Origin of the sequence: Anaerorhabdus furcosa (assembly GCF_900167375.1) — a bacterium.
Classification (GTDB): Bacteria; Bacillota_I; Bacilli_A; order Erysipelotrichales; family Erysipelotrichaceae; genus Anaerorhabdus; species Anaerorhabdus furcosa.
Window position 1 is genome coordinate 1 of sequence record NZ_FUWY01000003.1, and the last position, 26,406, is coordinate 26,406.

General features: G+C 32.6%; 23 protein-coding genes. 6 read left to right on the plus strand and 17 right to left on the minus strand.

Annotated features, from left to right (window positions below; genetic code table 11):
• The 8 genes from B5D14_RS05530 to B5D14_RS05565 all read right to left on the minus strand — a co-directional run.
• The coding region (locus tag B5D14_RS05530) for a vWA domain-containing protein (RefSeq protein ID WP_143254398.1) at positions 1-2,766 on the minus strand (2,766 nt) is incomplete at its 3' end.
• 203 nt (positions 2,767-2,969) lie between these two features.
• Complete coding sequence (locus B5D14_RS05535; protein ID WP_078711600.1) at positions 2,970-3,959, minus strand: sugar phosphate isomerase/epimerase family protein; 990 nt, start codon at positions 3,957-3,959, stop codon at positions 2,970-2,972.
• A gap of 10 nt (positions 3,960-3,969) precedes the next feature.
• Entirely contained in the window at positions 3,970-5,013 is a 1,044-nt protein-coding gene (locus tag B5D14_RS05540; protein ID WP_078711601.1) for a Gfo/Idh/MocA family protein, read from the minus strand.
• Between the two features lie 9 nt (positions 5,014-5,022).
• Positions 5,023-6,012: an ABC transporter permease gene (locus B5D14_RS05545; protein WP_078711602.1), complete on the minus strand. Its 990-nt coding sequence runs from the start codon at positions 6,010-6,012 to the stop codon at positions 5,023-5,025.
• Positions 6,005-7,507: a sugar ABC transporter ATP-binding protein gene (locus B5D14_RS05550; RefSeq protein ID WP_078711603.1), complete on the minus strand. Its 1,503-nt coding sequence runs from the start codon at positions 7,505-7,507 to the stop codon at positions 6,005-6,007. The genes B5D14_RS05545 and B5D14_RS05550 overlap by 8 nt, the downstream gene beginning before the upstream one ends.
• Positions 7,508-7,578: 71 nt before the next feature.
• A complete protein-coding gene (locus tag B5D14_RS05555; protein WP_078711604.1) occupies positions 7,579-8,676 on the minus strand; it encodes a sugar ABC transporter substrate-binding protein in 1,098 nt (365 codons plus the stop codon).
• A 65-nt stretch (positions 8,677-8,741) separates the two neighbouring features.
• Complete coding sequence (locus B5D14_RS05560) at positions 8,742-9,758, minus strand: LacI family DNA-binding transcriptional regulator (RefSeq protein ID WP_159443735.1); 1,017 nt, start codon at positions 9,756-9,758, stop codon at positions 8,742-8,744.
• A 268-nt stretch (positions 9,759-10,026) separates the two neighbouring features.
• Positions 10,027-10,422, minus strand: a complete 396-nt coding sequence (locus B5D14_RS05565; protein ID WP_078711606.1) for a MerR family transcriptional regulator — start codon at positions 10,420-10,422, stop codon at positions 10,027-10,029.
• A gap of 106 nt (positions 10,423-10,528) precedes the next feature.
• Between B5D14_RS05565 and B5D14_RS05570 the strand changes: the two genes are divergently transcribed.
• The 4 genes from B5D14_RS05570 to chrA all read left to right on the plus strand — a co-directional run bounded on the left by B5D14_RS05570 (position 10,529) and on the right by chrA (position 13,878).
• Complete coding sequence (locus B5D14_RS05570) at positions 10,529-11,389, plus strand: aldo/keto reductase (protein ID WP_078711607.1); 861 nt, start codon at positions 10,529-10,531, stop codon at positions 11,387-11,389.
• Complete coding sequence (locus tag B5D14_RS05575; protein WP_078711608.1) at positions 11,389-12,063, plus strand: flavodoxin; 675 nt, start codon at positions 11,389-11,391, stop codon at positions 12,061-12,063. Before B5D14_RS05570 ends, B5D14_RS05575 begins: the two co-directional genes overlap by 1 nt.
• 17 nt (positions 12,064-12,080) lie before the next feature.
• A complete protein-coding gene (locus B5D14_RS05580) occupies positions 12,081-12,614 on the plus strand; it encodes a flavodoxin family protein (protein WP_078711609.1) in 534 nt (177 codons plus the stop codon).
• Positions 12,615-12,714: 100 nt separating this feature from the next.
• Positions 12,715-13,878 (plus strand): chromate efflux transporter, encoded by a 1,164-nt coding sequence (chrA, locus tag B5D14_RS05585; RefSeq protein WP_078711610.1) that lies wholly within the window; start codon positions 12,715-12,717, stop codon positions 13,876-13,878.
• 34 nt (positions 13,879-13,912) lie between these two features.
• Here the strand turns inward: chrA and B5D14_RS05590 are convergent, their stop codons facing one another.
• From B5D14_RS05590 to B5D14_RS05620, 8 genes are all read right to left on the minus strand, one after another.
• Positions 13,913-15,691 (minus strand): DUF885 domain-containing protein, encoded by a 1,779-nt coding sequence (locus B5D14_RS05590; protein WP_159443736.1) that lies wholly within the window; start codon positions 15,689-15,691, stop codon positions 13,913-13,915.
• A gap of 96 nt (positions 15,692-15,787) precedes the next feature.
• On the minus strand, positions 15,788-17,842 hold the full coding sequence (gene ftsH / locus B5D14_RS05595; RefSeq protein ID WP_078711612.1) for an ATP-dependent zinc metalloprotease FtsH: 2,055 nt from the start codon (positions 17,840-17,842) through the stop codon (positions 15,788-15,790).
• 23 nt (positions 17,843-17,865) lie between these two features.
• Positions 17,866-18,402, minus strand: coding sequence for a hypoxanthine phosphoribosyltransferase (gene hpt / locus B5D14_RS05600; RefSeq protein ID WP_078711613.1), 537 nt, complete (start codon positions 18,400-18,402; stop codon positions 17,866-17,868).
• 19 nt (positions 18,403-18,421) lie between these two features.
• Positions 18,422-19,639, minus strand: a complete 1,218-nt coding sequence (gene tilS, locus B5D14_RS05605; protein ID WP_078711614.1) for a tRNA lysidine(34) synthetase TilS — start codon at positions 19,637-19,639, stop codon at positions 18,422-18,424.
• Between the two features lie 29 nt (positions 19,640-19,668).
• On the minus strand, positions 19,669-19,824 hold the full coding sequence (locus B5D14_RS12315; RefSeq protein WP_200804765.1) for a hypothetical protein: 156 nt from the start codon (positions 19,822-19,824) through the stop codon (positions 19,669-19,671).
• A complete protein-coding gene (locus B5D14_RS05610) occupies positions 19,817-20,242 on the minus strand; it encodes a hypothetical protein (RefSeq protein ID WP_200804766.1) in 426 nt (141 codons plus the stop codon). The genes B5D14_RS12315 and B5D14_RS05610 overlap by 8 nt, the downstream gene beginning before the upstream one ends.
• A 63-nt stretch (positions 20,243-20,305) precedes the next feature.
• On the minus strand, positions 20,306-21,391 hold the full coding sequence (locus tag B5D14_RS05615) for an MraY family glycosyltransferase (RefSeq protein WP_200804767.1): 1,086 nt from the start codon (positions 21,389-21,391) through the stop codon (positions 20,306-20,308).
• 112 nt (positions 21,392-21,503) lie between these two features.
• On the minus strand, positions 21,504-22,283 hold the full coding sequence (locus tag B5D14_RS05620; protein WP_078711615.1) for a sulfite exporter TauE/SafE family protein: 780 nt from the start codon (positions 22,281-22,283) through the stop codon (positions 21,504-21,506).
• A gap of 139 nt (positions 22,284-22,422) precedes the next feature.
• Between B5D14_RS05620 and B5D14_RS05625 the strand changes: the two genes are divergently transcribed.
• Positions 22,423-23,301 carry an alpha/beta hydrolase gene (locus B5D14_RS05625; protein ID WP_078711616.1) on the plus strand — a complete coding sequence of 293 codons (879 nt, stop codon included), beginning with the start codon at positions 22,423-22,425 and terminating at the stop codon, positions 23,299-23,301.
• On the opposite strand, the gene B5D14_RS05630 is transcribed toward B5D14_RS05625, so the two are convergent.
• Positions 23,291-24,238: a S66 peptidase family protein gene (locus tag B5D14_RS05630; RefSeq protein ID WP_078711617.1), complete on the minus strand. Its 948-nt coding sequence runs from the start codon at positions 24,236-24,238 to the stop codon at positions 23,291-23,293. The two genes, B5D14_RS05625 and B5D14_RS05630, sit on opposite strands and share 11 nt — an antisense overlap.
• Positions 24,239-24,318: 80 nt before the next feature.
• On the opposite strand from B5D14_RS05630, the gene B5D14_RS05635 reads away from it, so the two are divergent.
• A complete protein-coding gene (locus B5D14_RS05635; protein ID WP_078711618.1) occupies positions 24,319-26,403 on the plus strand; it encodes an ADP-ribosylglycohydrolase family protein in 2,085 nt (694 codons plus the stop codon).
• Positions 26,404-26,406: the final 3 nt, after the last annotated feature.

Consider the following 26,406-nt stretch of genomic DNA (forward strand, 5'->3'; position numbering starts at 1 on the left):
GATTGACTCTGCAGTTACTTTTAGTTCATCTGCATCATTAATCCATACTGTTTCTTTTACTGTTACTACTTCACTATCTCCATTTGGTAACTTGTGTGTTACTTCATAGCTTACTTCTTTTGTTTGTGTTTCATCTTTTACATAGTTGATTGTGATAACTTCACCCTCTGCAACTGTAGTTGGTGCATTATCAATATCAGATTGTACTACTTTATATCCTATTATTGTTTTTGCAATAATCGCTTGTACTGGTGCTTTTGTTTCTAACACTTGCACTGTCACTGTGAAATCATCATTGATTTCTTGTGTTCCTGCCACATGCTTCACTGTATAATGGATATCTTTTGTTTGTGTTTCATCTTTTATATAGTTAATTGTGATAATAGTGCCATTAGGTACTTTATCTCCAAATTTAACATCATTGCCTTTACCATCTTTGATCGATTCAATTTTGTAACCAGCATAATCTTTATCAGTTTTTGCCTTCAATGAATCAGATGTAACTTCAATTGTTTTTTGTGATTCTCCACGCCAAATTGTACCTTTTACCGTGTCTATTGTACTTTTTCCATTAACAACATGATTAACTTTGTATTCAATATTATCCATGATTCTTGTATAGTACACTGTCAAAAGATTATTTTGTGAGTTTATTTTATTTTCAATTTGAGAAATAGAATCTTTATGATTTTCGACAAAAGTATAATTTGTTAAATAACCTTCATTCACATAGTTCTTCGCATATAAAATTTCACCTTCAACTGAAGGAGTTTCATATTTAGAAGACATCTCTTGTTTTGTAAATGAGCCATCTTCATTTTCAAGATAATGTTGCACATAGAATATAAAATTTGGAACTGTATATTCTTTGTAGCCATAATAAACATTTTCTGTTTTATTTGCTGGATTTAAAATGATAACTTTATCAATAGATGTATTGTATTCTCCACTAGCCACATACACATAGGTTACATTATCTACTACTATCGTTGTCGGTGGATATGGATGATAAGTTCCAAAATCTAACGAACTACTTCCATTCTTTTCGAACATTTCTGTTTCCAATACTACTCTCTTAGAAAAATCATCAAGTGGAGCTCCTGTTTGCGAAATGAGCTTTCCATTTTTATCAACAAGATAATAATTCATTTGAATGGACCCTTTGTTACCAATTGTTAATGATGCATTTGGAATATCTTTAGTTTGAGATGAATTTGCATAATCTACATATGTGTTATTTGCACTTGTATTTGTATAAACTAAACCTGATGCATTTACATTTGATACCTTAACATAAATTGTTAATTTCTTTTCGGATTCGGTAATATCTCCAATATTCCAAACTACTTTATTACCTTCAATTAAAACAGTTCCATGACTTGCTTCGTAATTTACATTTGAATCTGGTTTTGAAGCAATTTCAAATATTTCAGAATTAATATAATCTGTAATAATTGCATCTGTACCAGCAATTTTAATTTGTCCTGCAAGTTCTCTATATATAGATTGAAGTTGACTTAGATCTTGAATATCTTTTGCATATTGTGAAGTAGGATTTGATGCTAACGGTTCAATAAATTCATTAAAAGGTTTCTCCCCCGCTAAACGCAAGCCTAATGAAAATACTTTAACTCCACTTGTTTTCAATTGATTTGAATACATTTTTGCAGTTTCATAATCCCCTGCATTTGGAACACCGTCACTTAAGAAAATAACAAACTTTGGACGATCACTATCAAGATCTGTAAACATTTTTACAGCACTTTCAAATGCTACTTCGTAATTTGTACTATTTCCATAAGGGGATAAAATATTCCACAAGATGTTATTATAATATTCTTTCGCCGAATATTTACCTGCACTTCCACCTGCATTAACGCTTATTAAATCATTAACACCTGCAAAGCCATCAGTATATGAATCAGCGTTCGATGAAAAAGCTAATAAGCCTATTTTATTAGTAGACGTATGTCCATTCACATCAGCATACAGTTCATTTACGAATGATTTAACTGAATCTTGTAATGGTGTCCAGCGATCTTCACCGGCATTTGTCATACTTGCAGAGTTATCAACAATTAACAATACATCTGATCCAGTAATTACTGGATTTCCTTTTACAGTAAAATCAATTGCAGCGATGCCACTATTTTCATCAACCCAACGAGCCTGTTTAGTCGTAAAAACTGCTCCTGGTTCATCATTACCCACTTTGGCTGATCTTGCTTTTTTATTGCTTGAAGATCCTGCAATTACACTGCCATAACTTAATAATTGTCCACTATTTATGATTTCATATTCATAGACGATCACATTATCACTTCTTTGTAACAATAATGAATCATTTGATGTTGATACTACTGTTTGTCCATCAATTGATAATGCATAATCTTTAGCTTGGATTGTTTGTCCAATTTCTAAATCTTCTATAATAACTTCTTTATTCACTACTTGATCATTTTCGATATATTGATGAATCGTCACCAATGTCGTTTTACCCACAGTTACTTCAGGAGTACCCGTCGGAGTTACCTCTGGTGTTGGCGCAACATCTGGTGTAGCTGTTATCTCTGGTGTTGATTCCGGTACAACTGTCACCTCTGGTGTTGTAGTTGGTTCAGACGAAAAATTACCTGTATTCTCTTCAGGTTTATTTTCGATAGTTATTGTTTCTTCTCCAACAGTAGCAAATACTTGCCATGAAGATGTAGGTACTACAGTTAACATAAGCATTAATGCTAGCATCAACTTAATCAATTTTTTCATAGTGTTGCCTCCAATTTACTTCTTACTATGGTAATGATAATAGATATCAGTTATATTCCGGTTATATAAAGAAAAAATCTCATTTTTAATTAAACGTAAGAAAAAGCCTTTATATAAGGCTTTTTAAAGTTAGTGTTACTTATCAAATTAAAATAACCAAGGTATTTAAGCACCTTGGTTATATTTTTTGTTGTTATTTATTACTATTCTGTCTTTAATGCTGCATCAAAGCTTACATCTGATGGTTGGAAATCCCACTTTTTAATATACTCACAAGCTTCTTTCGCACCTGCAAATCTTTCCATACCGCTATCTTCCCATTCTACTGCAACGGGTCCTTGATAACCAATTTGGTTTAATTCGCGTGTAATATTATCAAAATTTACGTCACCATGACCTAGAGAAACAAAGTTCCATCCACGTCTTGTATCCCCAAATTCAATATGAGATCCTAGAATACCAGCTCTACCATCAAGACGAACTTTTACATCCTTCGCATGAACATTATAGATTCTATCACCAAAGTCTCTTATAAATAACGCAGGATCCATTCCTTGCCATACAAAGTGACTTGGATCAAAATTCAATCCTAGTGTATCCCTATAATTAATAGTTTCTAATAATTTCTTTGTTGTGTAGTAATCAAAAGCAATTTCTGTAGGATGAACTTCCAGTGCAAGTTTAACTCCACATTCATCATAGACATCAAAAATTGGTGTCCATAACTCTTTTATTAGATTGAATCCATCATCAACCATTTGTTGGGTAGTTTGAGGAAATGAATACCAATATGCCCAAATAGGAGATCCTAAGAAACAAGTAACAACTTTAACATTTAATATTTTAGCAGCACGAGCAACATCTTTCATCGATTCAATTGCCCATTGTCTAATTTTCTCTGGTTGATTCGCTAAATCATTTGGTGCAAAGTTGTTCAAACGAGGATCAAAATTATCTCCAACACATTGTCCAATTAAATGAGCTCCTAGAGCACTTATCTTTAGATTGTATTTATCCAAAGTAGCAAATAACTCTTTTACATATGCTGGATCTTTGATTACTCTTGGTACATCTACATGAGCCGCAACCGCTAGTTCTAATCCCTCATATCCAAAACTACTCATTTTTTGACATAGTTCTTCAAATGGTAAATCTCCATATTGTCCACTACAAATTGATATCATTCTTTTCATTTTTCCACCTCTAATATTTTACCTTTACCATGCAATTCTTTGCTGCAGATTCTTCTGCTGCAATAACAACTCTCATCGCTTTACTAGCATCATAACCTGGAACTGGTACTTCTTTACCCTCAAGTAAAGCATTTACAAAGCCATCAATAACACCTGTATTTGTTCTACCATTGCTTGTTTGTTCTTTATTTGATGTCATTTGATCAAGTTGAAATTTTTCTACTTCTCCATTTTTCTTCTCCAAAATTAACGAATACTCAGGATCAGTATAACATTTTAATATTCCTTCTGTTCCATAAATAACAGTAGAGTTATCTTCATTACCATAGAATGTCCAACTAACATGCATTGTTCCTATTGCACCTTTTTTTGTTTGATACATACAATATGAATTATCATCAACTGTTATTGGCGTTCCATCTGGATATTTTTTATCTAATGTACGGATTTGAGCAAATACATCTGTAATTTCATCATCAAGCAGATAATGCATCAAGTCTGTCTTATGGACTCCTAAGTCTGCCATTGCTCCAAAATGTGCTAATTTCTTATCAAAGAACCATGAATTCGCATCACCCGTCCAACCCTCAGGTCCTGGGTGTCCAAATACAGTTCTAAATGTTAATACTTTTCCAATTGCTCCACTTTGAATTAATTCATGTGCTTTAACATGTGCACGAGCAAATCGTTGATTTTGCGCAACCATTAATTGTACGTGATTTTCTTTTGCTGCATTAATCATCGAAACACATTCATTAACCGTTGTTGCCATTGGTTTTTCAACCAGTACATGTTTTCCTTTGTTTAACGCTCTTACTGTTACATCAGCATGGGCAAAGTTAGCAACATTGACACTTACTGCATCAAGATCCATATCTAATAATTCATCCAATGTATCACAAGCAACTGCGTTATATTCTTTTGCAAGTTCTTGTGCTCTTTCATAGTTATTATCAAAGAAAGCAACGATTTCACAATTTGGATTTTCAGCATATTCTGGTGCATGTCGAACTTGAGTAATTTTTCCACATCCAATTATCCCAACTTTTATCATTTCATTCACCTATTTCTTTCTATTTTGGAAATTTTGCAACAATACTGCAATAACAATAATTGAACCACTAATCGCACCATTTAAGAATGATGACACATCAGCACTCGTTAAAATGTTACTAATAATCTTGAACATGAGAACACCTAAGAAGGTTCCCATTATTTTACCTTTACCACCACTCATTGATGTACCACCAATTGCTACAGCAGCAATTGCTTCCATCTCATAACCTACAGCAGCATTTGCTGATGCAACAGCCGTTAAACGTGATGCATACAATACAGCAGCAACACCACACATAATTCCTGTAATAGTAAATACAGCAATCTTAGTCATATCTACATTAATACCTGCAAGTCTTGCAGATGTTTCATTACTTCCAACTGCATAAATATGTTTTCCAAGCTTTGTTCTTTTCATGATGATGTTAAAAATAATTGCTACAACAATGAAGATTACCATCATGTATGGAATTTTAAATGATCCAATTTGGAAACCCCCTACTGCAATCATTCTAAAACTGTCATAGATTTCTTTTTTTACCGTAAATGGTCCACCTTGACCATAGAAGTTAATAATTGATCGACATGCAGTTTGCATCGCAAGTGTTGCAATCATCGCTGGCAAATGTCCTTTTGCTACAAGCAATCCATTGACAGTACCAATAATTGCACCGCCAATAATACAGAAACCAAGCATAATCCAAACACTTCCAGTTGCATTTAAAACCATGATTCCAAATCCACCTAGAATAGCTACTTGTGAACCTACTGAAATATCAATTTGTCCAGCAGATATAACCATACTCATACCCATTGCAATTAAACCAATCATTGCACTTTGTACAAAGATGTTTGAAATGTTATTCCAACTAAAGAAGTTTGGATTCATAACTGATGCAATAATAACAAGCAAGAAAAATGATAACCAATAACTATAATCTTGTACAATTTTTCTTAGTATTTCTTTTGATGATAATCCTTGAAAAGTTTTAAACATTCGTTGCTACCTCCTTATTAACTCCCGTTGAATATAACATGACATCTTTTTCATTTAATTCATCACGATTCATTTCTTTCATGATTTGTCCTTTGTATAGGACTAAGCAGCGATCCGCCACTTTGTATATTTCAGGAAACTCTGCACTAAATACAATGATTCCTTTTCCCTGTCTTGCAAGCTCTAAGATTAAATGATAAATTTCAAATTTTGCCCCTACATCAATTCCTTGTGTCGGATTATCAAATAACATAATCCCTGCATCAGCTTCAAGCCAACGTCCCAAAATAACCTTTTGTTGATTACCACCAGATAGTGATGTAATCGGATTATTTGGATTACCTACTTTAATCTTCATCGCAGATTGTTGACGTGTAAATCTTTGATTTTCTTCTTTATCACTTATCAATAATTTTTTTAATTTCGTATTGAAATATGCCATCGACATATTATCGTAAATTGATAAATCATTGAAGATTCCTCTTTCTTTACGCATACGTGGAACAAGAGCTACACCACGTTTCATAAAGTTAATAATTTTGGAACCTTTCTTCATTTCATATCCATCAATTTCTATTGTTCCAGAGTATTTTTCTGCTCCAAATAAGGCATCGGCAATTGCTTCTCTACCTGATCCCTGTAGCCCTGTAATCGCAAGAATCTCACCTGAATGCAATTCGAAATTAATATCATGAAACAACTCACTTGAGAAATTCTTTACTGACAAAACGACCTTATCTTTTGAATGATTTTCTTTATTATCAAATGAATCTTCTGCTAGGTTATGACCTATCATCATTTCAGTAATTTCACTCTCTACAATATCTTTAAAATTACCTTGTGATACATAATTACCATCACGCATAATAAAGTACGTTTTACATATTTCAAATAACTCTGGCATTTTATGTGAGATAAAAATAAAACTAACTCCCTCTTCACTTAATTGCCTCATGATATTGAACAAATTCTCAATTTCATTTGTTGATAATGCTGTTGTTGGTTCATCCATAATTATAAGTTTTGATTCAAATAATAATGACTTTGCAATTTCAAGCAATTGTTTTTCAGCTGCTTGTAAATCTGATACTGGAGACATCGGATTTATTTTTACATTCATTCTATCAAACACTTCTACACAGCGATTTATCATTTCTTTTGTTTGCGTAATACCGTTTTTAGTAATTTCTTGTGCTAAAAACATATTTTCTACAACAGTTAGTTCATTGCAAAGATTTAATTCTTGGTGAATAAATCGTATACCATATTTACCAGCAACATGTGCATTAGCAATATGAACTTTTTTACCATCGATAAAGATTTCCCCTTTTGTAGGTTGAAGTGCCCCTGCAAGTACATTCATTAATGTTGATTTGCCTGCACCATTTTCTCCAAGTAATCCAACAATATCTTTTGAATCAATTGAGAAATCTACATTGTTTACAGCACGAACTGGACCGAAGTCCATGACAATACCTTTCATTTCAACAAGCATATTCTTACTCCTTTATTTAATAAGAAAGTCGGTCAGTGACGACCGACTTTCAACATCATCATCAAATTTTATTATTCGAAAATGCTGTAACGTTCAGTGAATATATCGCTTCCTCTATATCCTTCGAAATCAAACTTAACATCTCCACCTGCATTAGAAATTGCAAATGTAGGGATTAAGTAAACTCCATCAGTTAATGTTGCACCTGTATAGTCAGTACCTTGAGCAGATGCGATACCTAAACGGATAGCTTCTCTAACCATACCTGGAGCAAAGTAATAAGTGATAAGTTTAACACCTAATTTAGTGTTTTCAAATTTGTCTAAAGTTTCTTTACGTCCACCAATTGAAGTAACAAGTTTTAAGTTGCTTAAATCAGCTCCGCCTGTGTATGCTTCTAACGCATTCATGATTCCATCAGCGATTTCATCATCATGAGTTACGATTAAATCTAAACTTTCGATTTCATCTTTTGAAGCTCCTGCTAACCATTCTTCCATTTGGTTTTGAGCAGTTTCAGAACTCCAGTTAGTTACAAATGTTTCTTTCATTTGAACAAATTTAGCAGGATCAATTACATCATCCATACCTTGTGAACGTTGAACACCAACAGTTGATGCATCACCGATGAAACGTAAGTAATTAACTGCATCATCGTCAGCATAGAATGTTGTTAAATAGTTACCCATTTGAGTACCAATACCAACGTTATCACCCATGATATCTCCTACAAATGTATCAGCAGTAAATCCATCGATTAAACGGTCATAGATAACTAGTTTAACACCAGCATCAGTAACAGATTGTGCAGCACTACGTAATGCTTCACCTTCCATTGGCCATAATACGATTACATCTGGATTGCTACTAGAAAGTAAATTTTCGATTGAAGTGATTTGATCACTTGCTTCAAGTCCATCTTTAACGATAACTTCAATGTTTTGACCACTTGCGTTGATTGCTTCTGCTTCTGCTTTTGCATGAGCTAAACTTTCACCAGTAAATCCATGGTCTCCAGAAGGAACAACTACACCAATAACAATTTTGTCTCCTTCAGTCTTGCCAGCATCGCCACCTGGAGTTGCAGCTGGATCTTTAGCAGGTGTGCTACAAGCTGCAAGGCTTAATGCTAATAATGATACAAGTAATGCTTTTAAACCTTTTTTCATTTTCTTTCCTCTCTCTCTTAATGAAATTTTATGATTAACGAGTTCCTATTCTCGTTCAATCCAATTTAAATTTTTGATGTTGATCCTCGAACAACTAGACGATGTTTAAGAATTTCAACTTTAGGTTCAGATTCTGGGTTATTAAGTTTATCTTGAATTCTTTCCATTGCTGCTTCTCCTAATTTATAACAAGGTTGATTCACCGTGGAAATTTGTGGAACCATCATTTCAGAATACTCAAGATTATCAAACCCTAGGATAGATACATCTTCTGGAACTTCTAACTTACATTCCCTTGCTCCATAGATAGCACCAAGAGCTAAGATATCTGAGATACAAAACAAAGCATCAATGTGATTTTTCTTAGAAAATATTTTTTTTGCTAAACTGCGAGCACTTGAGAATGAATAGTCTTTAGATGCATACACAATATTTTTCTCAGCGTTTTTGATTCCATGTTTTTTACATGCATCTAAGAATCCTTGTTTACGCAATTCAGTTGAGATATAGTCATTTTCACTACTCATCATTCCTACGTTGCGATGTCCTAAACCGATAAGGTATTCTGTCGCTTCAACAGCTGCTTGATAGTTATCAATGGATACACGATCGATATTGAGTGCAGGATTATATTCACTGCAGAATACTACAGGATATTTTTTAACATAAGGTAATATTTCATCGTTATCAATGTTTGTCGCTAGAATAATAGCTGCATCAGCTCTTCTGTTATCTAATATTTTTAATAGTTCTAATTCCTGTTCTTTATCACCATCAGTACTACAAACAAATGTACTGCAATCATACTTTCTTGCTGTCTCACTAATTCCTTTGATAATGTTTGAATAATATGGGTTGGTCATATTTGGAGCAATTACTAAAATTGCACCACTTGTATTACGTCTTAAATTTCTTGCAGACAAATTAGGTTCATATGCCAACTCTTCAACTGCCTTCAATACTTTTTCTTTTGTTTCTGGATTTACAAAACAGGTATTATTAATTACACGAGATACCGTCGCTACAGATACGCCAGCCAGTTTTGATACATCACTAATTTTTACTGACGAATATTTGTCCATATGCCCTCCCATGTAATCCATTACATGAACTTGTAAAAAAATATAACTTTTTTTGGAAGTTCATCAAAATCTATTTACAGTATTAAATTAGCATAAGATATTTTAAAATGCAAGCGGTTTCTGTAATCGATTACAAATCTTGTGAAGTTTTTAGCATTATATATACCAAAAAAAGCCTTTGCTATTCAATTATTTTAATATTTTCTATTTTTTAAAAATTTTTTTATTTTTATGATAAAAATAACTCTAGATTAACTAAAGAGATGATTTACTCTATTTTTATAAGATTACTTTTATATTTAATTTTTCCTGCTAAGACATCATCATAAAACTTTTGTTTTGTGTCAATATAATCAATACTCTTACTAATTGCATTGAGTTTAGTTATTAGTATCTCTTTTTTCTTTTCTAATATTTTTTTACGTTCTGTAATAGAAGATATTCCCTCCAAGCATAAATCAATATAAACTTTCATCTCAGAAATACCCATGCCACATTGCTTTAGACAAGTTAAATTTTCAATCCATGCAATATCACGATCATCAAATACACGATAATTATTACTATCTCGTTTTACGTTTGGTATAAGTCCTTCATTGCAATAATACTTGAGTGTTTCATAACTTAACCCCGTTTGTTTAGATACTTCTTTCATTGAATACATCATTATTTCTCCTCTAAGTTAAAATAACTCTTGACCGGTAGTTACTACCGAGTTTTATAATCCAATCGTACTAAATCAATTAGTAACCGTCAAGGAGGAATGACAAATGGAATATGTAACATTAAGTAATCAAGTAGTAATGCCAAAATTAGGATTTGGTGTATTTCAAATTTCAAAAGAAATTTGTGAAGAATGTGTATTGAACGCAATTCAAGTTGGGTATCGGCATATTGATACTGCACAATCTTATTTCAATGAGGAAGAAGTTGGTCAATCCATTAGTAAATGTGGTATTCCACGAGAAGAATTATTTATCACGACAAAAGTTTGGATTGATAACTATGGCTATGAGAAAACATTAAGTTCAGTAAAAAAATCACTTGAGAAACTAAAACTTGATTATTTGGATCTAGTTTTACTTCATCAACCCTTTGGTGATTATTATGGAGCATATCGTGCTTTGCAAGATTTGTATAAAGAAGGAAAAATTCGTGCAATTGGTGTAAGTAATTTTTCTCCTGATCGATTAGCTGATATTGCTGGATTTAATGAAATTCCACCTCATGTTAATCAAGTAGAAGTTAATCCACTCCATCAACAAGTAGCAGCACAAGAAAATATGATAAAACGTAATGTACAGATACAAGCTTGGGCACCTTTTGGAGAAGGCAAATGCAATATGTTTGAAAATCCTACATTAAAAGAAATTGGAGCGAAATATCAAAAGTCTGTAGCTCAAGTAATTTTAAGATGGCTTATGCAACGCAATGTTGTTGCTCTTGCAAAATCAACTCATATTGAAAGAATGAAAGAAAATATCGAAATATTTGATTTTGAGTTATCAAATGATGAGATGAAGAAAATAAGTGAACTTGATACAAATACAAGTTTATTCTTTAATCATCAAACACCTGAAACTGTTGATTATTTCTTAAGTATAATTGAAGAGAGAAAAGGAAAGATTTAATGAAGAAATGGATAATCTGTTTCTTAGGTATTCTTCTAGTTTTTGGGCTTTCCGCATGTACCTCATCAAACGTAAATACTCAAGAAGCAGTCATTGATAATCAGCCACAAGAAAATAATTCGAATAAGATACTCATTGTTTACTTCTCAATGCCCGAGACATCTTCATCTACTGACATGAGTAGCGAAGAAGAAAATAGTACTGTTGTCATTGATAATGAAGTCATGGGTAATACACAATATTTTGCTTCTATCATTCAAGAATATACTCAAGGAACATTATTTAGAATTGAACCTACTACACCTTATCTAACAAGTCATGAACTATTAATAGACTTAGCATCCACTGAACAGAAAGAGGAAGCTCGTCCTTTAATAAAGAATTCAATAGACAATTTTGAGCAGTATGACATTGTCTTTGTTGGTTATCCAAATTGGTGGGGTGATATGCCAATGATTTTATATACATTCTTTGATGATTATGATTTTGAATCAAAAACAATTATTCCTTTTAATACACATGGAGGTAGTGGGTTTTCAAATACAATTGAAACCATCAAAGAATTAGAACCTGCTGCAATTGTTTCTAATCAAGGGTTATCTATTTCAAGAAATGAGATTGAAAATTCAAAATCAACGATTACATCTCGGCTAGATGCATTAGCCAAAAACTAAACTAAAGGAGAATAAGAATGAAAAAAAATGTATTAATTCTATTAGGAAGTCCTAGAAAAAATGGAAATTCTGAAATATTAAGCCACGCTTTTGCGCAAGGAGCTAATAGTGTAGGACATATTACAGAAGAAATTTATTTACAAGAAAAAATGACTAAACCTTGCTTAGCTTGTTATGGATGTCGCAAAACAAAAATGTGTATCCAAAAAGATGATATGCAAGATTTATTAGAGAAAATGATAAACGCTGATGTCATTGTACTTGCTACACCTGTTTACTTTTATTCCATGAGTGGACAAATGAAAGTGATGATTGATCGTACATTACCCCGTTATACAGAAATAAGGGATAAGGAATTTTATTTTATTGTCACTGCTGCGGATGGTAAAGAAATGATGGAGCGTACTATGGATTCTTTACGTGGATTTACTGATTGCTTGCCAAACTCTGTCGTTAAGTCTTATCTTTACGGTGCTGAGCTTTATGAAAAAGGGGAAGCACAGAACTCACATTTAAGACAAATAGCGTATGATATGGGGAAAAATATTTAATGATTGATATGCATCTTCAACTTCATTCATTGCATTAGAGTACAATTCTTTATCAATTTATGATAAATATAGAATGATTATTTATCTTTGGAGGATTTCTATGCAAACTACCCATTTTTTACTTGATGTATTCATTTGTTCCTTAGGTGCTTATGGTGGACCTGAGGCTCACTTTGGTATCTTTTATTCACAACTTGTTCATAAGAAAAACTATCTAAGCGAAGAAGAATTAGTTGAACTTAATGCTTTGTGTTCTATATTGCCTGGTCCAACAAGTACTCAAACAATTACAGCAATTGGCTATAAAGTAGGTGGTAAACTACTCGCCTTTCTGACTTTACTTGTATGGGCACTACCCGTATTAATTTTAATGACAGTTCTTGCACTTATTTTCCCCTATTTAGAATCAAATAATTTATCAATTGATTTCTTAAGATATTTAGCACCCATGGCAATCGCATTTGTTTTATTTGCTGGACTTAACATTTCTAAGAAAGTTTTGATTAATAAATCTACTGTAATTCTTGCGATTACGAGTGCTCTTCTTACTTATTTTATTCAAGCAACTTGGCTCTATCCTGTTCTTCTATTGTGTGGTGGCGTTCTAATGATTTATCTTGAAAAACCAGATTTAAATTTATCGGATTTTCATATCAAGCCGTCCTGGAAATTTTTAATTTTTTTCTTTGTATTTGCAATTGGAAGTTATTTCCTTATGATTCTTACTGGCTCATTACTCGCAACACTTTTCTATGAGTTCTATCGTTTTGGTTATTTAGTATTTGGTGGAGGTCAAGTAGTTGTACCATTAATGATTTCAGAGTTTGTTGATCATTATCATTTTTTAAGTCAACAAGAATTCTTAATTGGTTATGGACTTATCCAAGGTCTTCCTGGTCCAATGTTTGGCTTCAGTTCTTTTGTAGGTGGCTTAGCTGCCCGGGATACGAATCTTACTCTTCAAATTATTTCCGGGTTATTATCTGGTGTATCAATATTTTTACCTGGTGTTCTTCTGATTTATTTTATTTATCCTATGTGGGATAAATTAAGGCAGGTTAAAGCAATAAAAGTCGCATTAAAAGGAATAAGTGCAGTGGCTTGTGGACTACTCTTAAAAACAGCCTTTACGCTATTATTTACACCGCTATTACCTTTGGTACAATACTTATTTATACTTTTCTTCTTTATCCTACTTTATACTAAAAAAATACCTGCACCTGCGCTTGTTGTTCTTGCGATACTGCTTGGATTTATCAACTAAAAATCTTCGAGTAAAATTACTCGAAGATCTTTTTTTATTTATTACTACTAATGTAGTCTTCTATATTTTTAGTTACCATGCTAAATGGTGCATTCCCTGATTTTAATAATGCATCATTGAATGCTTTCACATCAAACTTGTCACCTAATTCAGCTTCAGCTTTTGCACGTAAATCTAGTATTTGGAAATAACCAATACCATAAGATAAACTTACACCCGGGTTTGATTGAGTCATGTAGTATGTAGCTTCCATACCCTCTCCATTTAAACCATAGCTTGCTAAGAAATCATTAAATTCTTCAATTGTCCATCCATGATAATGAACACCAATATCCATTAGAGCACTTAATGCCCAGTTTACGTCAAAGTTTGCACGCATAATTTCTTTTAATGCTTCATTTGTATTTGCTGCATCTAACGCATAATTTGCACCATAGTTTGCAAATCCTTCAGAGAATCCAAGATGTGTTGATAATAATAAGTTGTATGGATCAATATCATTTTGAACCACATAATTATAATAATACATATGTCCTGGAATTCCTTCATGCGCAATATAATAGAATGTTTGTAAATCATCAATTAACGCTGCATTCTTAGTATTTACACGAATATAGTTTTTACCTTCCTTATCAATAAATGGTGTGATGTAGTAGGCTCCAACACCATCTGATACAAGTTTAGAAGCAGGAATCGCTTCATACTCAGGTATATTAATTTCTGTATATTGTTCTTTTGACCAATCAATTAGTGCTTCAATCATTGCTTCATAAGAATCATAACCTGCTTTATATTCTCCACTTTGCACCATTTCAAGTGCAGTTGGATCTTTCATCATAGCAGTTTGCATTGCTTGTATACTTGTTACAATACGTTGTTCAAGCATTTTTTCTGCTTCTTCAATTGATAATGTTGAACTTGTATACATGCGATAGTATAGTTCATAGATTTCTTTTCCATTTTCAAAATGAGCTAAACCAAATTGGTTATTTGCAGGATCCTTTAGTTTAGTAAGTTCTTCACCTAGTGTTAAGTAGGCAGGTACAATCGAATCAGTGTAAACAGCTCTTGCTTGTTCGATGTATTTAGCTTTTGCTGCATCATCAATACCTTCAAAAGCATTAATATTTTCTTCTACTACAGCCATCATTTCTTCACCATAACCTTGATTAGCTAAGTTATCAGCATACTTAACGATTTCATCAACATTGTAGTCAGACATGAAATAGCCTGCATCTTTTTGCTTTTTAGCATATTCTGTGTAACCTTCAAACATTGGTTTTACACTACCCATTAACGTAATTAAATCTTGTACATCTTTTTCACTATAGAACACAAAGTCAGATAAAATTTGTGGCACTGAAATATGAATTCCACTAAATAATCCAAATACATTTCCTACATATTCAAAATCTTCTCTATTTGAGATTTCATTTAATTCAATTTGATCTTTAATAATATCATAAGTATTTTGTTGCTTCTCAGTTAAAGTTTTACGATCAAATGTTTCAAATTCTTTCTTTGAAGTTTCAAATTCTTCAAGTGTTTCTTTAACTTGATTTTCACTCCAAGGCTCCGTCATTTGGACTACAATATTGTTTACATCTACGCCAAACGCCTCAGGTTTTGACACAGTTTGATGGACAGATAAATAATTATCTTCTAGGTACATTTTGATTTCATTTGTTACAAATTCATCAAAACGAGTTTGTTCAGCTACATTATCAACTGGCGCAGTTGTTTGACATCCAACTAATCCTAATACCAAGAACGTCGTTAAACTTGCCGTCAATAGTTTTTTTAAAGTATTCATGATTTCCTCCTCATCACTATTTAACTTTAACATATGTCAATTGTTATTCCAACATAAGAAAAGCCAATAAGTATAAACTCACTGGCTCATTTCATATTAGATTTTTGGTGTTTTTGTTTCAATTTCGTCTTCAATAGAATCACTTTCATTAATTTCATCTAATGAAGGATTTTGATCTTCTGGAATATCCACTGGTTTTGGTTCTTCAAGTGGCAGTTGATTTTGTTCAGCTTTTGGTTTACGTTTACGAGTTGTTTTCTTTACAACAGGTTCTTCCGTATTTCCATCATCTTTCTTATCATCCTTATTAACATCTTTCTTAGGAAGATCTTGATTGATTGGTAAGCCTTTAATCACTAGATCAATTTGCTCAGCAGTAATTGTTTCATACTCAAGCAATGCATTCGCAATTTTAATTAAATCATCTTTATGTTCTGAAATAATTTTATGTGCTTGTTTATGGCATGTATCAATAATCTTACGTACTTCTTGATCAATTTCAAAAGCAATTTGTCCCGATACATTTGAAGGCGAATTGTAATCTCTTCCTAAGAAGACATTACCACTTCCACTATCATATTTAATTGGTCCTAAATCACTCATACCATATACAGTAACCATATCACGAGCAATACGAGTTGCTGATTCAATATCACCAGATGCTCCTGCAGAAATATCATCAAAGAAGATTTCTTCTGATGTACGTCCACCCATATATGAAGTGATAGTACTCATTAAGTCTTTCTTTGTACGCATCATTTTTTCTTCCTTTTCAGTCATCAAGTTATATCCACCAGCTTGACCACGAGGAATGATTGTAATTTTTTGCACTACTGTTGCATCATCTAAGTATAAACCAATGATGGCATGCCCTGCTTCATGATAAGCAACAAGTTTCTTACTTGCTTCATCATACTTACGACTCTTCTTAGCAGGTCCCATCATAACACGGTCAATTGCTTCATCAAGTTGTGACATATGAATTAAATCTGAACTTTCACGAACTGCAAGAATTGCAGCTTCATTTAATACGTTTTCTAAGTCAGCTCCACTAAATCCTGGAGTACGTTTTGCTAATGCTTCTAAGTCAATATCTGGACCTAAATGTTTATTTCTTGCATGAACTTCAAGAATTTCTTTACGACCTTTACGATCAGGTAGTGATACTGTAATTTGACGATCGAAACGTCCTGGACGAAGTAATGCTGGGTCAAGTACGTCTGGTCTATTTGTTGCAGCAATCATAACAATTCCCGCATTTTCACCAATACCATCCATTTCAACTAAGAGTTGATTTAATGTTTGTTCACGTTCATCGTGTCCTCCACCAAATCCAGCTCCACGTTGTCTACCTACTGCATCAATTTCATCAATAAAGATAATACATGGTGAAGTTTGTTGTGCTTTTTTAAACATGTCGCGCACACGACTTGCTCCAACCCCTACGAACATTTCAACGAAATCAGATCCTGAAATACTATAGAATGGAACATCAGCCTCACCAGCAACAGCTTTAGCAAGTAAAGTTTTCCCTGTTCCTGGAGGACCTACCATTAAAATTCCTTTTGGTATACGAGCACCCATTTTCGCAAATTTCTTTGGCGACTTTAAGTAATCGATAATTTCTACCATTTCTTCTTTTTCTTCATCACATCCAGCTACATCCGCAAAACGAACTCGAATGTTGCCTTCAAGTTTTGCACGTGATTTGGAAAATTCAAATGCTTTGTTGTTTCCGCCACCTTGCATTCTTGTTAACATGAAAATTGCTAACCCACCTAATGCTAAATATGGAATAAATGAAATTATAGTATCAAGAAATAGATTGCTTTCTTCAGCATCTATTACTGCAACTTGTCCTTCATTTAATAATTCCAATACTAAATCAGATTGGCTTTCAGTGTTAGGAACTGTAGATGAGAAAAGTATATCTTGAGCTCCATCGTTATAAATCCCTTTAACATGAATTACATTGTATCCAATGCTTACATCTGCCTTAGTGACATCTTGAGTTTCTAACACATTCAACAATTCATTATATGAAAGTTTTTGTGTTGAACCAGAGCCTCCTCCTAAGTTGAATAAACTAAACATTGCGATAGCAACAACCAAGTATGGCAAATAATTTAAAAACCGGTTGTTATTTTTCATCAATTAAACACACTCCTTACTATTTATCGATAACATTCATCTTTTAATACACCAATGTATGGTAAATTACGAAATTTTTGGTTGTAGTCTAAACCAAAGCCAACCACAAACTCATTTTCAATTTCGAAACCTGTATATTCTGCTTTAATCTCAACGACTCTACGATCTGGTTTATCAAGTAAAGTCACAATCTTCACAGAGTTTGCACCTTTATTTAATAACGTTTGTTTAACTGTAGTTAGTGTTCTTCCTGTATCCACAATATCTTCTACAAGAATAATATCTAACCCCTTAATCGAGCGGTCTAAATCTTTTAATATTTTAATATCACCAATTGATTCAGTTCCTTCGTAACTTGAAACATCCATAAAATCAAATTCAATGTCCATCTCAACATGTTTTACTAATTCTGCTAAGAATGGTACAGATCCCTTCAACAATGCTACAAATAGCGGTGCTTCTTTCCCTGCATAGTCATTTGTAATTTGTTTGGCTAATTCTTTTGAGCGTGCAATAATTTGCTCCTCAGTTACTAATACCTTTTTAATCAATTGATGCATACTTTTTCCTCCGTGCTATTCAGTATTTTAACACAAATAAGTTAGGTTTTATAGAGTAATGTTCCACATTACACCCAATTCCAGGCACCAATATCACTTCGTTATTACAATTTAAGACAATCGGCCATGACTTTCTATCTTTTAATGGTATTTTTCGATCAATAAACCATCGATTTATTTTCTTTGTACCAAACCGCAATTGAATCGCATCCCCTTGTCTTACATTTCTAATTGTAAGCGGAAAATCAATTTCTTTCACCGTACATGCATTCACTCCCATCGAACCCGTTGTTTCTACTATAAAATAAGGACTTTTAAAGTCTTGAATAGATTGTATTACAACCTCATACTCTTTGTCCTCATTTCCCACAATTTCACAAATTCCTTGTGAAACAATGAGTTTTCCATTACTTAACTCTACTTCATAATTATTTCTACTCCATAAAACAGTTTCTAATTGCTCAAAATAGTCTTTTGAATTATTTGCTTCCCTTAGGTTTTGATTTCTAAACCATTGTCTTAAACAATTCATTCGAAATTCCTTTGATTCATGACTTAATGTAGAAATATCCAATTGAGCTTTTGACAAAAGCCCTTCATATTGTTTCATTCTATATCGTTCTTTATTTCTCTCTTCGATTTCTTGTAAAACACAAATACGGTCTTCATGTGTCATTTTTTCAACAATTTCATGCCGTAGTTTATTTCGTGTGTAGTGATTGGTTAAGTTAGACTCATCGATTTTGTAGGACACATCATGCGTATGACAATACGCAATACAATCCTGTTTGCTCATATTGAGCAATGGTCTTATGATTTCCATCTCTTTATACATTGAAATTTGTGCAATTCCATAATGAGAAGGAATTGATTTTCTCTCTTTTTGAAACAAATAAGTTTCAATCAAATCATCTTGGTGATGTCCCACCAATAACCCCTGAGCATTTTCTTCCTTGTAGCATTTCATAAAAAAATCATATCGCACATCCCTTGCCCAAGCCTGAAAATTTCCTTTGCCTGTTTGTTTTGGATGTAAGACAATCATTTTAATTTGATATTTTTCACAATATTCTTTTACACATTTTTCATCACGGTCTGCAGTATTTCTTTTATGATAGTTTACATGTGCAACTACAACATTCATTTTTTCTTGGACACACATGTCTAAAAGGGCCATTGAATCTGGCCCTCCTGATACTGCTACAATCCATTTCTTAGAAACAAGTTCTTTCATCATAACTATAGTTTATCACAACTAAATTAATTTTACACAGTTTCGCTTTCAGTAATTAATCGTATAATTCGTTTCTTAATCATTCGATAACAAGGTGAATCCGTCGATAAATGTGCTTTGATATCAATGATACGTGCTGTATTGATGTACTTACAATCATTTAGAAATAGAACTGATGGTTTATTCATACCGGGGTAAACATCCTAATCGCATCAAATGTTTCTTACCATTTGGATTTTCCACTAAATCATAGGCACTATGATATTGTACCTCATTGGATGTCATTGGAATTACGAAGGCTTTCTTTTGATAAAGGGAAAAGATCAAGCCAAAATGTTGAAAACCAATTTCATTGATATACGCTTGTCCATAATCTATGAAACAAATATCGCCTTCCTTAACCTCAACTCCCAACTGTTCACATGAGGTATATTGACTACGTAATACCCAATTCGCATCACTTACCAAATAATTATCACTGTTTTTTTCATCCACATGCATCATTACTTCTTTTCTTGCTTTGACATAAGCTAGCCACTTTGTCTGATAAGATTCTACGCACTCATCATCACCATTTAATAATTGATTAATCCTTTGTTTATTCATAATTACCTCCTTACTGTCTTGTTCTAAATATTGCATTAAATTCCTAAAAAAAACACTGTTTTATCAGTGTTCGTTTGTATCTTCTTTACTTTTTCCTCTAATTCGTCGCCACAATCCCAATAACGGATGAAATTTAGGATTAATCATTCCTGTTTTTTCAATGAATATCTCCGATATAAACAACAAAATAACAACCATGATCATACCTGCTACTTTATCGAAATAACTGATAACTGAACTTACTCCAAATAACATCGTCATTAAATAGAGAATTAAGACTGCATTGCGATGACCTAAATCTAATTTGTACATTAAGATATGATGCAAATGACTACGATCGGCTTCAGATATTTTTTGGCCTTTAAGTTTTCTTCGTATAATCGCGAGAAGTGTATCTGAAATTGGTATAAACAACATCAAGATTGGAAATCCCAATGTAATAAATGCAGTTGTTTTAAATCCGAGTAAGGATATGGTCGCAATCATATACCCTAAGAAGAGTGCTCCACAATCTCCCATAAAAATACTCGCCGGGTGGAAATTATACTTCAAGAAACCTAAAATCGATCCCGCTAAGATAAGAGACATAATACAAATATCACGTCTTCCCATAAAGAAACCTAGTAAACCAATGGTACAGGTAACAATAAATGAAATACCACTTGATAAGCCATCTAACCCATCAATTAAGTTAATTGCATTGGTGATACCTACAATCCACGCAAATGAAACAAATCCTGAAATAAATATATTATTAATTTGAATGCCAAATGGCAAACTAATGGATGTTAAATAAATTTGACCCACAAACATCGCAACTAAAGCAGCGGCAATTTGAAATCCTAGTTTTACAATAGGTTTTAAATCAAAGATATCATCCAGTAACCCACCTGTGAAAATAATCATTCCCCCAAGAAGAATACCATTTAACGTATCATCTGCTTTAACAAAAATAGCCATTGATATCATAAATGCTATGTAAATCGCTAAACCACCGATACGTACAATTTTCCCATGATGAACTGTTCTTTGATTCTCCTGGGCATAAATGCCTAAATTCAAACCTACTTTCTTTGCGATAGGTACACAAATAAAAGAAAGAAGAAGTGGTAGTACAAAATAAGGGAATGCCCCAATAACTAAATTCAAATTGTACACCTCTCTTTCAACTGTGAGTAATTATAGCATAGAAACAAGGGTCAAGAAAACGGGTAATGTACATTACTAGATTATCTTTCTTTTATAGTTGTGTCAAACACCTCTAAAAGAGTTTAATAAAATTATATGAGATGACAATTGTCACGAAGACCAAGATTGTTAAACTAATTGGTGTGCCATACTTCTTCGGCAAATACTTATTAATTGCATATCCCAAAATGCTTCCTATTGTAGACGAAATTAATAGCACAACAACAATTTTAGGATCAAATGAACCAAAACCTGTTGTTAAAGCTATTTTTGTAAGTTTGGTACTTAATGAAAAGAAAATAATTACAAGTGATAAAAGTGGAGCTTCTTTTTTATCATATGGAAAAAATGTCATGTATGCTGCAAGATTTAAACCACGACCACCAAAACCTAAAAAGATAATGATTGTTGATAATGTAAAACTAATCCAAAATATCTTATTCTTTGTTTCAATTACTTTTTCTTTAATCTTTATTTTATCTAAAAAGTAAAAAAACATAACGATGATAATCATGATAAAGAATAATGTTTGTATTTGTTTTACAAGCGTTTCATCAATTTTCGCTAAGTATTCTAGTAGATATTCACCTACTATACCACCCACAATTGCCCCACATGCAGAAACTAAAACTCTTGACCAATCAATCGGTGATTTATTATTTTTAAAGAAGCGATAAGTCAAAATAAAAAGCATAGGAAAAAAGGCAACCGAAATATAATATCCAATCTCAGTTACAGAATGAATATTTATTAAATCAAACAAGGGTCTCATAATTAATCCAGGTCCTAGCCCTGAACCAATACCAACCACAAGTGAGAAGAATGTCACGACTGCATACAATACAATTGCCATACCTAAACCAATATCATCTTTCTAATTTAAGTCTAGCACAACTTTTTCTCTACCTATTAAATAACGCTTCATTCAAATTAAGCTTTATTTTAAAAAGTGTCTTGTTATAATTGACTTAACAAGCAAAGGAGACAATCTCATGGAATTAAGTAATAAACTAAAAAGTTTTCTCGAATTTGATCAAGGTCACATGGACCCTACATGTTTTCCAATTCACGAATTAGATATCCCCTACTTCAAAAATCAAAAATTAGATGTTTATTTACCAGACTACACCACAACTAAAAAACCAACCGTAATTATCATTCATGGTGGTGGTTGGATTAGTGGATTTAAACAATCTAAATTTATGAAAGGTATGATTCAAATTGTTGAATTTGGCATTAACGTTGTATCTATAGATTATTCATTGTCCATTGATGCTCGCTACCCTCAACAAATCATTGATATCAAACAAGCTTTATGCTGGGTTGAAAATCACGCTGAGCAATATCATTTTGATTTAGATAATCTTCATCTGTGGGGAGAATCTGCAGGTGCTCATTTAGCACTACTTGGTGGATTGATTCAAGAAGATAATTTACTTCATTATTCTCTTACGCAAACACAACACACACTAAAAAGCATCATTGCTTTCTATCCTGCAATTGATTCCACAACCATGTCAAAACAACTCACTGATTTAGGGTGCACCTTTACAAGTGAAACAGACATTAACGATGAAGATGGGCTCATTAGTTTACTTATTGGAAAAGAAAACTTTACTAATCCAACTATACTGGCTGCAATTAATCCTACTACTTATATCACAAAAGAGATGCCACGCCTTTTATTACAACATGGACAAAAAGATACTCTTGTACCTGCTCAACAAAGCATTGATTTTTATAACACAGTAAAAGAACGTTTTCCTCAAGCTAAAATTACATTAGAATTATTCCCAACGGCAATTCATACAGATGATCAATTCTTCACTCGAGAAAACATTCAACGTGTCGTTGATTTCATTAACGAGTAAAATCATATTCAATAAAGAATTTAGAATTTTCAACTGATACTTTTGCATAAGCACCATTTACCATTGGTATCGTTGGATAGGTATGACCTATCTCAACATCATAGACAATGGGTACATTTAAATTCAAATCATTCAATGCATCACTTATCGTTACATCGAATGCTGGTTCTGCATTATTTAATTTTCCAATCATTAATCCTTTTAAATTAGATAAGTATCCTAATTCATTTAATTGCCACAATACTCTTTTTACACCTAATGTGTTGTATTCATAGGCTTCCACATATAAAATCACATCGTTGCAATATTGTTCTTTAAATGCCAGTGTTTCATCAAAACGAGTTTGTAGTAAATTAACTAACACTTCCATACAACCTCCAAGTAATCTACCTTCAAAGTGTAAATCACCGCTTGGAATTGTATAAGTTGGTTCATCTAAAAATTGTTCGAATTTATTTTGTTTACCCATTAGTAAATCTAGTAGTGCATCACTTGCTGCTTTTAGTTGTAATGTATTGTACTCAGAAACACACATTCCATATATCGAAGCAGTATTAGCACAAGTTGCAAGCGGGTGTACAAAACATGTATTGTCTGAATAGCCAATAAACCATTTTGGTTTCATTTCTTTTATTTGTTTAAAATCAAGATAAGGTAAGATTTCATTCATGATTTCTCCACCTGCACAAGACCATAAAAAATCAATTGAATCATCAGCATAAAAGTTCATAAGTTCTTTTGCTCTAATTTCTGGCAAATTACTTTGAGCTTTTTTTAGATTGTAAATACTTGGACATTCAACTAGTTTAAATCCTTTTTCTTCTAAGCTTTTTTTAGCAATAATATAATTTTCATAATATGGTGTTCCTGATACACCAAAGGATGGAGCGACTATACCAATCGTTGCATTTTCTTTAATAAATTGCGGATATCTCATAACTCTTCCTCCAAACACTTGTTAAGTATGTTAATCTTATTATATCTAGTTTAGATTAGCAACAAAGAGGAGGAAGTATAATGGAATTTAAAAATGCATATGACAAAATATATAGTGCTTGGATGGGAAAGATTATAGGTATTCGTTTAGGAGCACCTGTTGAAGCATGGACCTATGATGAAATAAAAAATACGTATGGCTATATCAACAATTATATAGTTGACTATGGAATCTTTGCAGCAGATGATGATAGCAATGGTCCTCTTTTTTTCAAAGAAGTTTTACGTAATAAAAAAATAGAAGAGATTACTGTTCAAGATATCGCTAACACCATGTTGAATTATATCCCTTATGAACATGGATTCTTTTGGTGGGGTGGAAAAGGTATCTCAACAGAGCATACTGCTTATCTTAATTTAATTGAAGGTATACAACCTCCTCAATCAGGATCATCTAAATTAAATGGACAAATTATGGCTGAACAAATCGGTGGACAAATCTTTGTTGATTGGTGTGGATATTGTTCACTTGGAGATCCTCATATTGCAAAGAAATTAGCCCATATGGCAAGTTCAATCACACATGATCAAGATGGTATTGTTGGCGGCGAATATGTTGCTGTGATGATTGCCTTAGCATTTACCTATCATGATGCCTACACAATTGTAACTAAAGCACTAGAGTACATTGATACCAACTCCATGTACGCAGAAGTAATTCAAGATATCATCCACTTTTATGATGCAAATCCAAATGATGAAATGAAATGTTTCGATTATGTTTTATCAAAATATAGTTATGATCATTTCCCTGGTATGTGTCATATCATTCCAAACATTGCAATTATGATTTTGGCACTTTTGTATGGTCGAAATGATTTTAATAAAACCATGACATTGCTCTGCACTCTTGGTTATGATACAGATTGCAATTGTGGAAACGTTGGTTCTATTATTGGTGCAATTGTTGGAATTGAAAACATTGATGAAAAATGGATAACACCTATACAAGATATTTTATTAGCGTCAAGTAATAATGGATATTTAAACCAAACAACTGTAAGTGATAGTGCTTATGAATTTACACAACTTGCATTTGAATCTCATGGATTAGAAATTCCAAATGAATACAAACGTGATCTTTCGACAACAACTTATCACTTTGATTTACCTTATGCTACAAAAGGATTTATTGCACACTCATCACGCTATTGTGAATCAAATGTAAAACAAGATCAAAACAAACTTAAAATTATTTTAAATAATTGCTTTAATGATTACAGTTTGGATGTTGATAAAATAACTTATTTTTTACCAGATGATATTTATGATGCACGTTATGATCCACTTTTCTCTCCACAAGTTTTTCCAAATGAAACCATTACAGTTTCCTTATCGAATCCTTTAAATTGTAACTTAAGTGCTTGTCTAAGAATTACTTACACCGATGGAACAATTGAAGATTCTACTTCTATACCCTTTACAGATCATATTGAACTTCAACACAAAATCATGAAGACAAAGAAGACAGTTCACAAAATCGGACTACATTTCGATTTTCATGAACGTATTATGAGAAAATATATTCTTGTGAATTCATTTGAGATTGATCATCATATGAAATATGAAATTGATTTTAAAAATCAATCACCTTGTGACTTCGGATTAACCTTTGGTGAAACTTCTTGTGTTAACCCTTTCTTATTCAGTTTGCATCGTGGTAATTTAAATTACACAAATTCAGGTTTTGAGTTAATAAGTACTGATGAAGCATTTATTCAAATGGGTGAACCTCATATCAACAAAAGAGTGATTGAAATGACTCTAGAATGTGATTGCGAAGAAGCTCATATCATCATAAGTAGCACTGGTTATAGTGATTTTCTTTCACTGAAACTAAGTCATGAAAAACCAATTTCACTTTGTAAGAAAAACGCATACAATTTTCAAGAAATTTACATAACGAATTTAATATATGAAAAAATGAATTCTGCATTGAAAGTCGAATGTACTTGTGATTTAATTATGGTACATATAAACAATCAAACTGTTCAAATACCAATGTCTTTAAATCAAAGTACTTTAGGTATGTTTGGAATTTATATCAAAGGAAACGGAAAAGTATCATTAATTGATTGTAAACTGGAAGGACAGTTTTCAATATAAACA

Bases quoted from the DNA above. Each gene is read 5' to 3' on its own strand.
- B5D14_RS05535 (WP_078711600.1), bottom strand. From the start codon at position 3,959: ATGAAAAGAATGATATCAATTTGTAGTGGACAATATGGAGATTTACCA.
- B5D14_RS05540 (WP_078711601.1), bottom strand. From the start codon at position 5,013: ATGATAAAAGTTGGGATAATTGGATGTGGAAAAATTACTCAAGTTCGA.
- B5D14_RS05545 (WP_078711602.1), bottom strand. From the start codon at position 6,012: ATGTTTAAAACTTTTCAAGGATTATCATCAAAAGAAATACTAAGAAAA.
- B5D14_RS05550 (WP_078711603.1), bottom strand. From the start codon at position 7,507: ATGCTTGTTGAAATGAAAGGTATTGTCATGGACTTCGGTCCAGTTCGT.
- B5D14_RS05555 (WP_078711604.1), bottom strand. From the start codon at position 8,676: ATGAAAAAAGGTTTAAAAGCATTACTTGTATCATTATTAGCATTAAGC.
- B5D14_RS05560 (WP_159443735.1), bottom strand. From the start codon at position 9,758: ATGGACAAATATTCGTCAGTAAAAATTAGTGATGTATCAAAACTGGCT.
- B5D14_RS05565 (WP_078711606.1), bottom strand. From the start codon at position 10,422: ATGTATTCAATGAAAGAAGTATCTAAACAAACGGGGTTAAGTTATGAA.
- B5D14_RS05570 (WP_078711607.1), top strand. From the start codon at position 10,529: ATGGAATATGTAACATTAAGTAATCAAGTAGTAATGCCAAAATTAGGA.
- B5D14_RS05575 (WP_078711608.1), top strand. From the start codon at position 11,389: ATGAAGAAATGGATAATCTGTTTCTTAGGTATTCTTCTAGTTTTTGGG.
- B5D14_RS05580 (WP_078711609.1), top strand. From the start codon at position 12,081: ATGAAAAAAAATGTATTAATTCTATTAGGAAGTCCTAGAAAAAATGGA.
- chrA (WP_078711610.1), top strand. From the start codon at position 12,715: ATGCAAACTACCCATTTTTTACTTGATGTATTCATTTGTTCCTTAGGT.
- B5D14_RS05590 (WP_159443736.1), bottom strand. From the start codon at position 15,691: ATGAATACTTTAAAAAAACTATTGACGGCAAGTTTAACGACGTTCTTG.
- ftsH (WP_078711612.1), bottom strand. From the start codon at position 17,842: ATGAAAAATAACAACCGGTTTTTAAATTATTTGCCATACTTGGTTGTT.
- hpt (WP_078711613.1), bottom strand. From the start codon at position 18,402: ATGCATCAATTGATTAAAAAGGTATTAGTAACTGAGGAGCAAATTATT.
- tilS (WP_078711614.1), bottom strand. From the start codon at position 19,639: ATGATGAAAGAACTTGTTTCTAAGAAATGGATTGTAGCAGTATCAGGA.
- B5D14_RS12315 (WP_200804765.1), bottom strand. From the start codon at position 19,824: ATGAATAAACCATCAGTTCTATTTCTAAATGATTGTAAGTACATCAAT.
- B5D14_RS05610 (WP_200804766.1), bottom strand. From the start codon at position 20,242: ATGAATAAACAAAGGATTAATCAATTATTAAATGGTGATGATGAGTGC.
- B5D14_RS05620 (WP_078711615.1), bottom strand. From the start codon at position 22,283: ATGGCAATTGTATTGTATGCAGTCGTGACATTCTTCTCACTTGTGGTT.
- B5D14_RS05625 (WP_078711616.1), top strand. From the start codon at position 22,423: ATGGAATTAAGTAATAAACTAAAAAGTTTTCTCGAATTTGATCAAGGT.
- B5D14_RS05630 (WP_078711617.1), bottom strand. From the start codon at position 24,238: ATGAGATATCCGCAATTTATTAAAGAAAATGCAACGATTGGTATAGTC.
- B5D14_RS05635 (WP_078711618.1), top strand. From the start codon at position 24,319: ATGGAATTTAAAAATGCATATGACAAAATATATAGTGCTTGGATGGGA.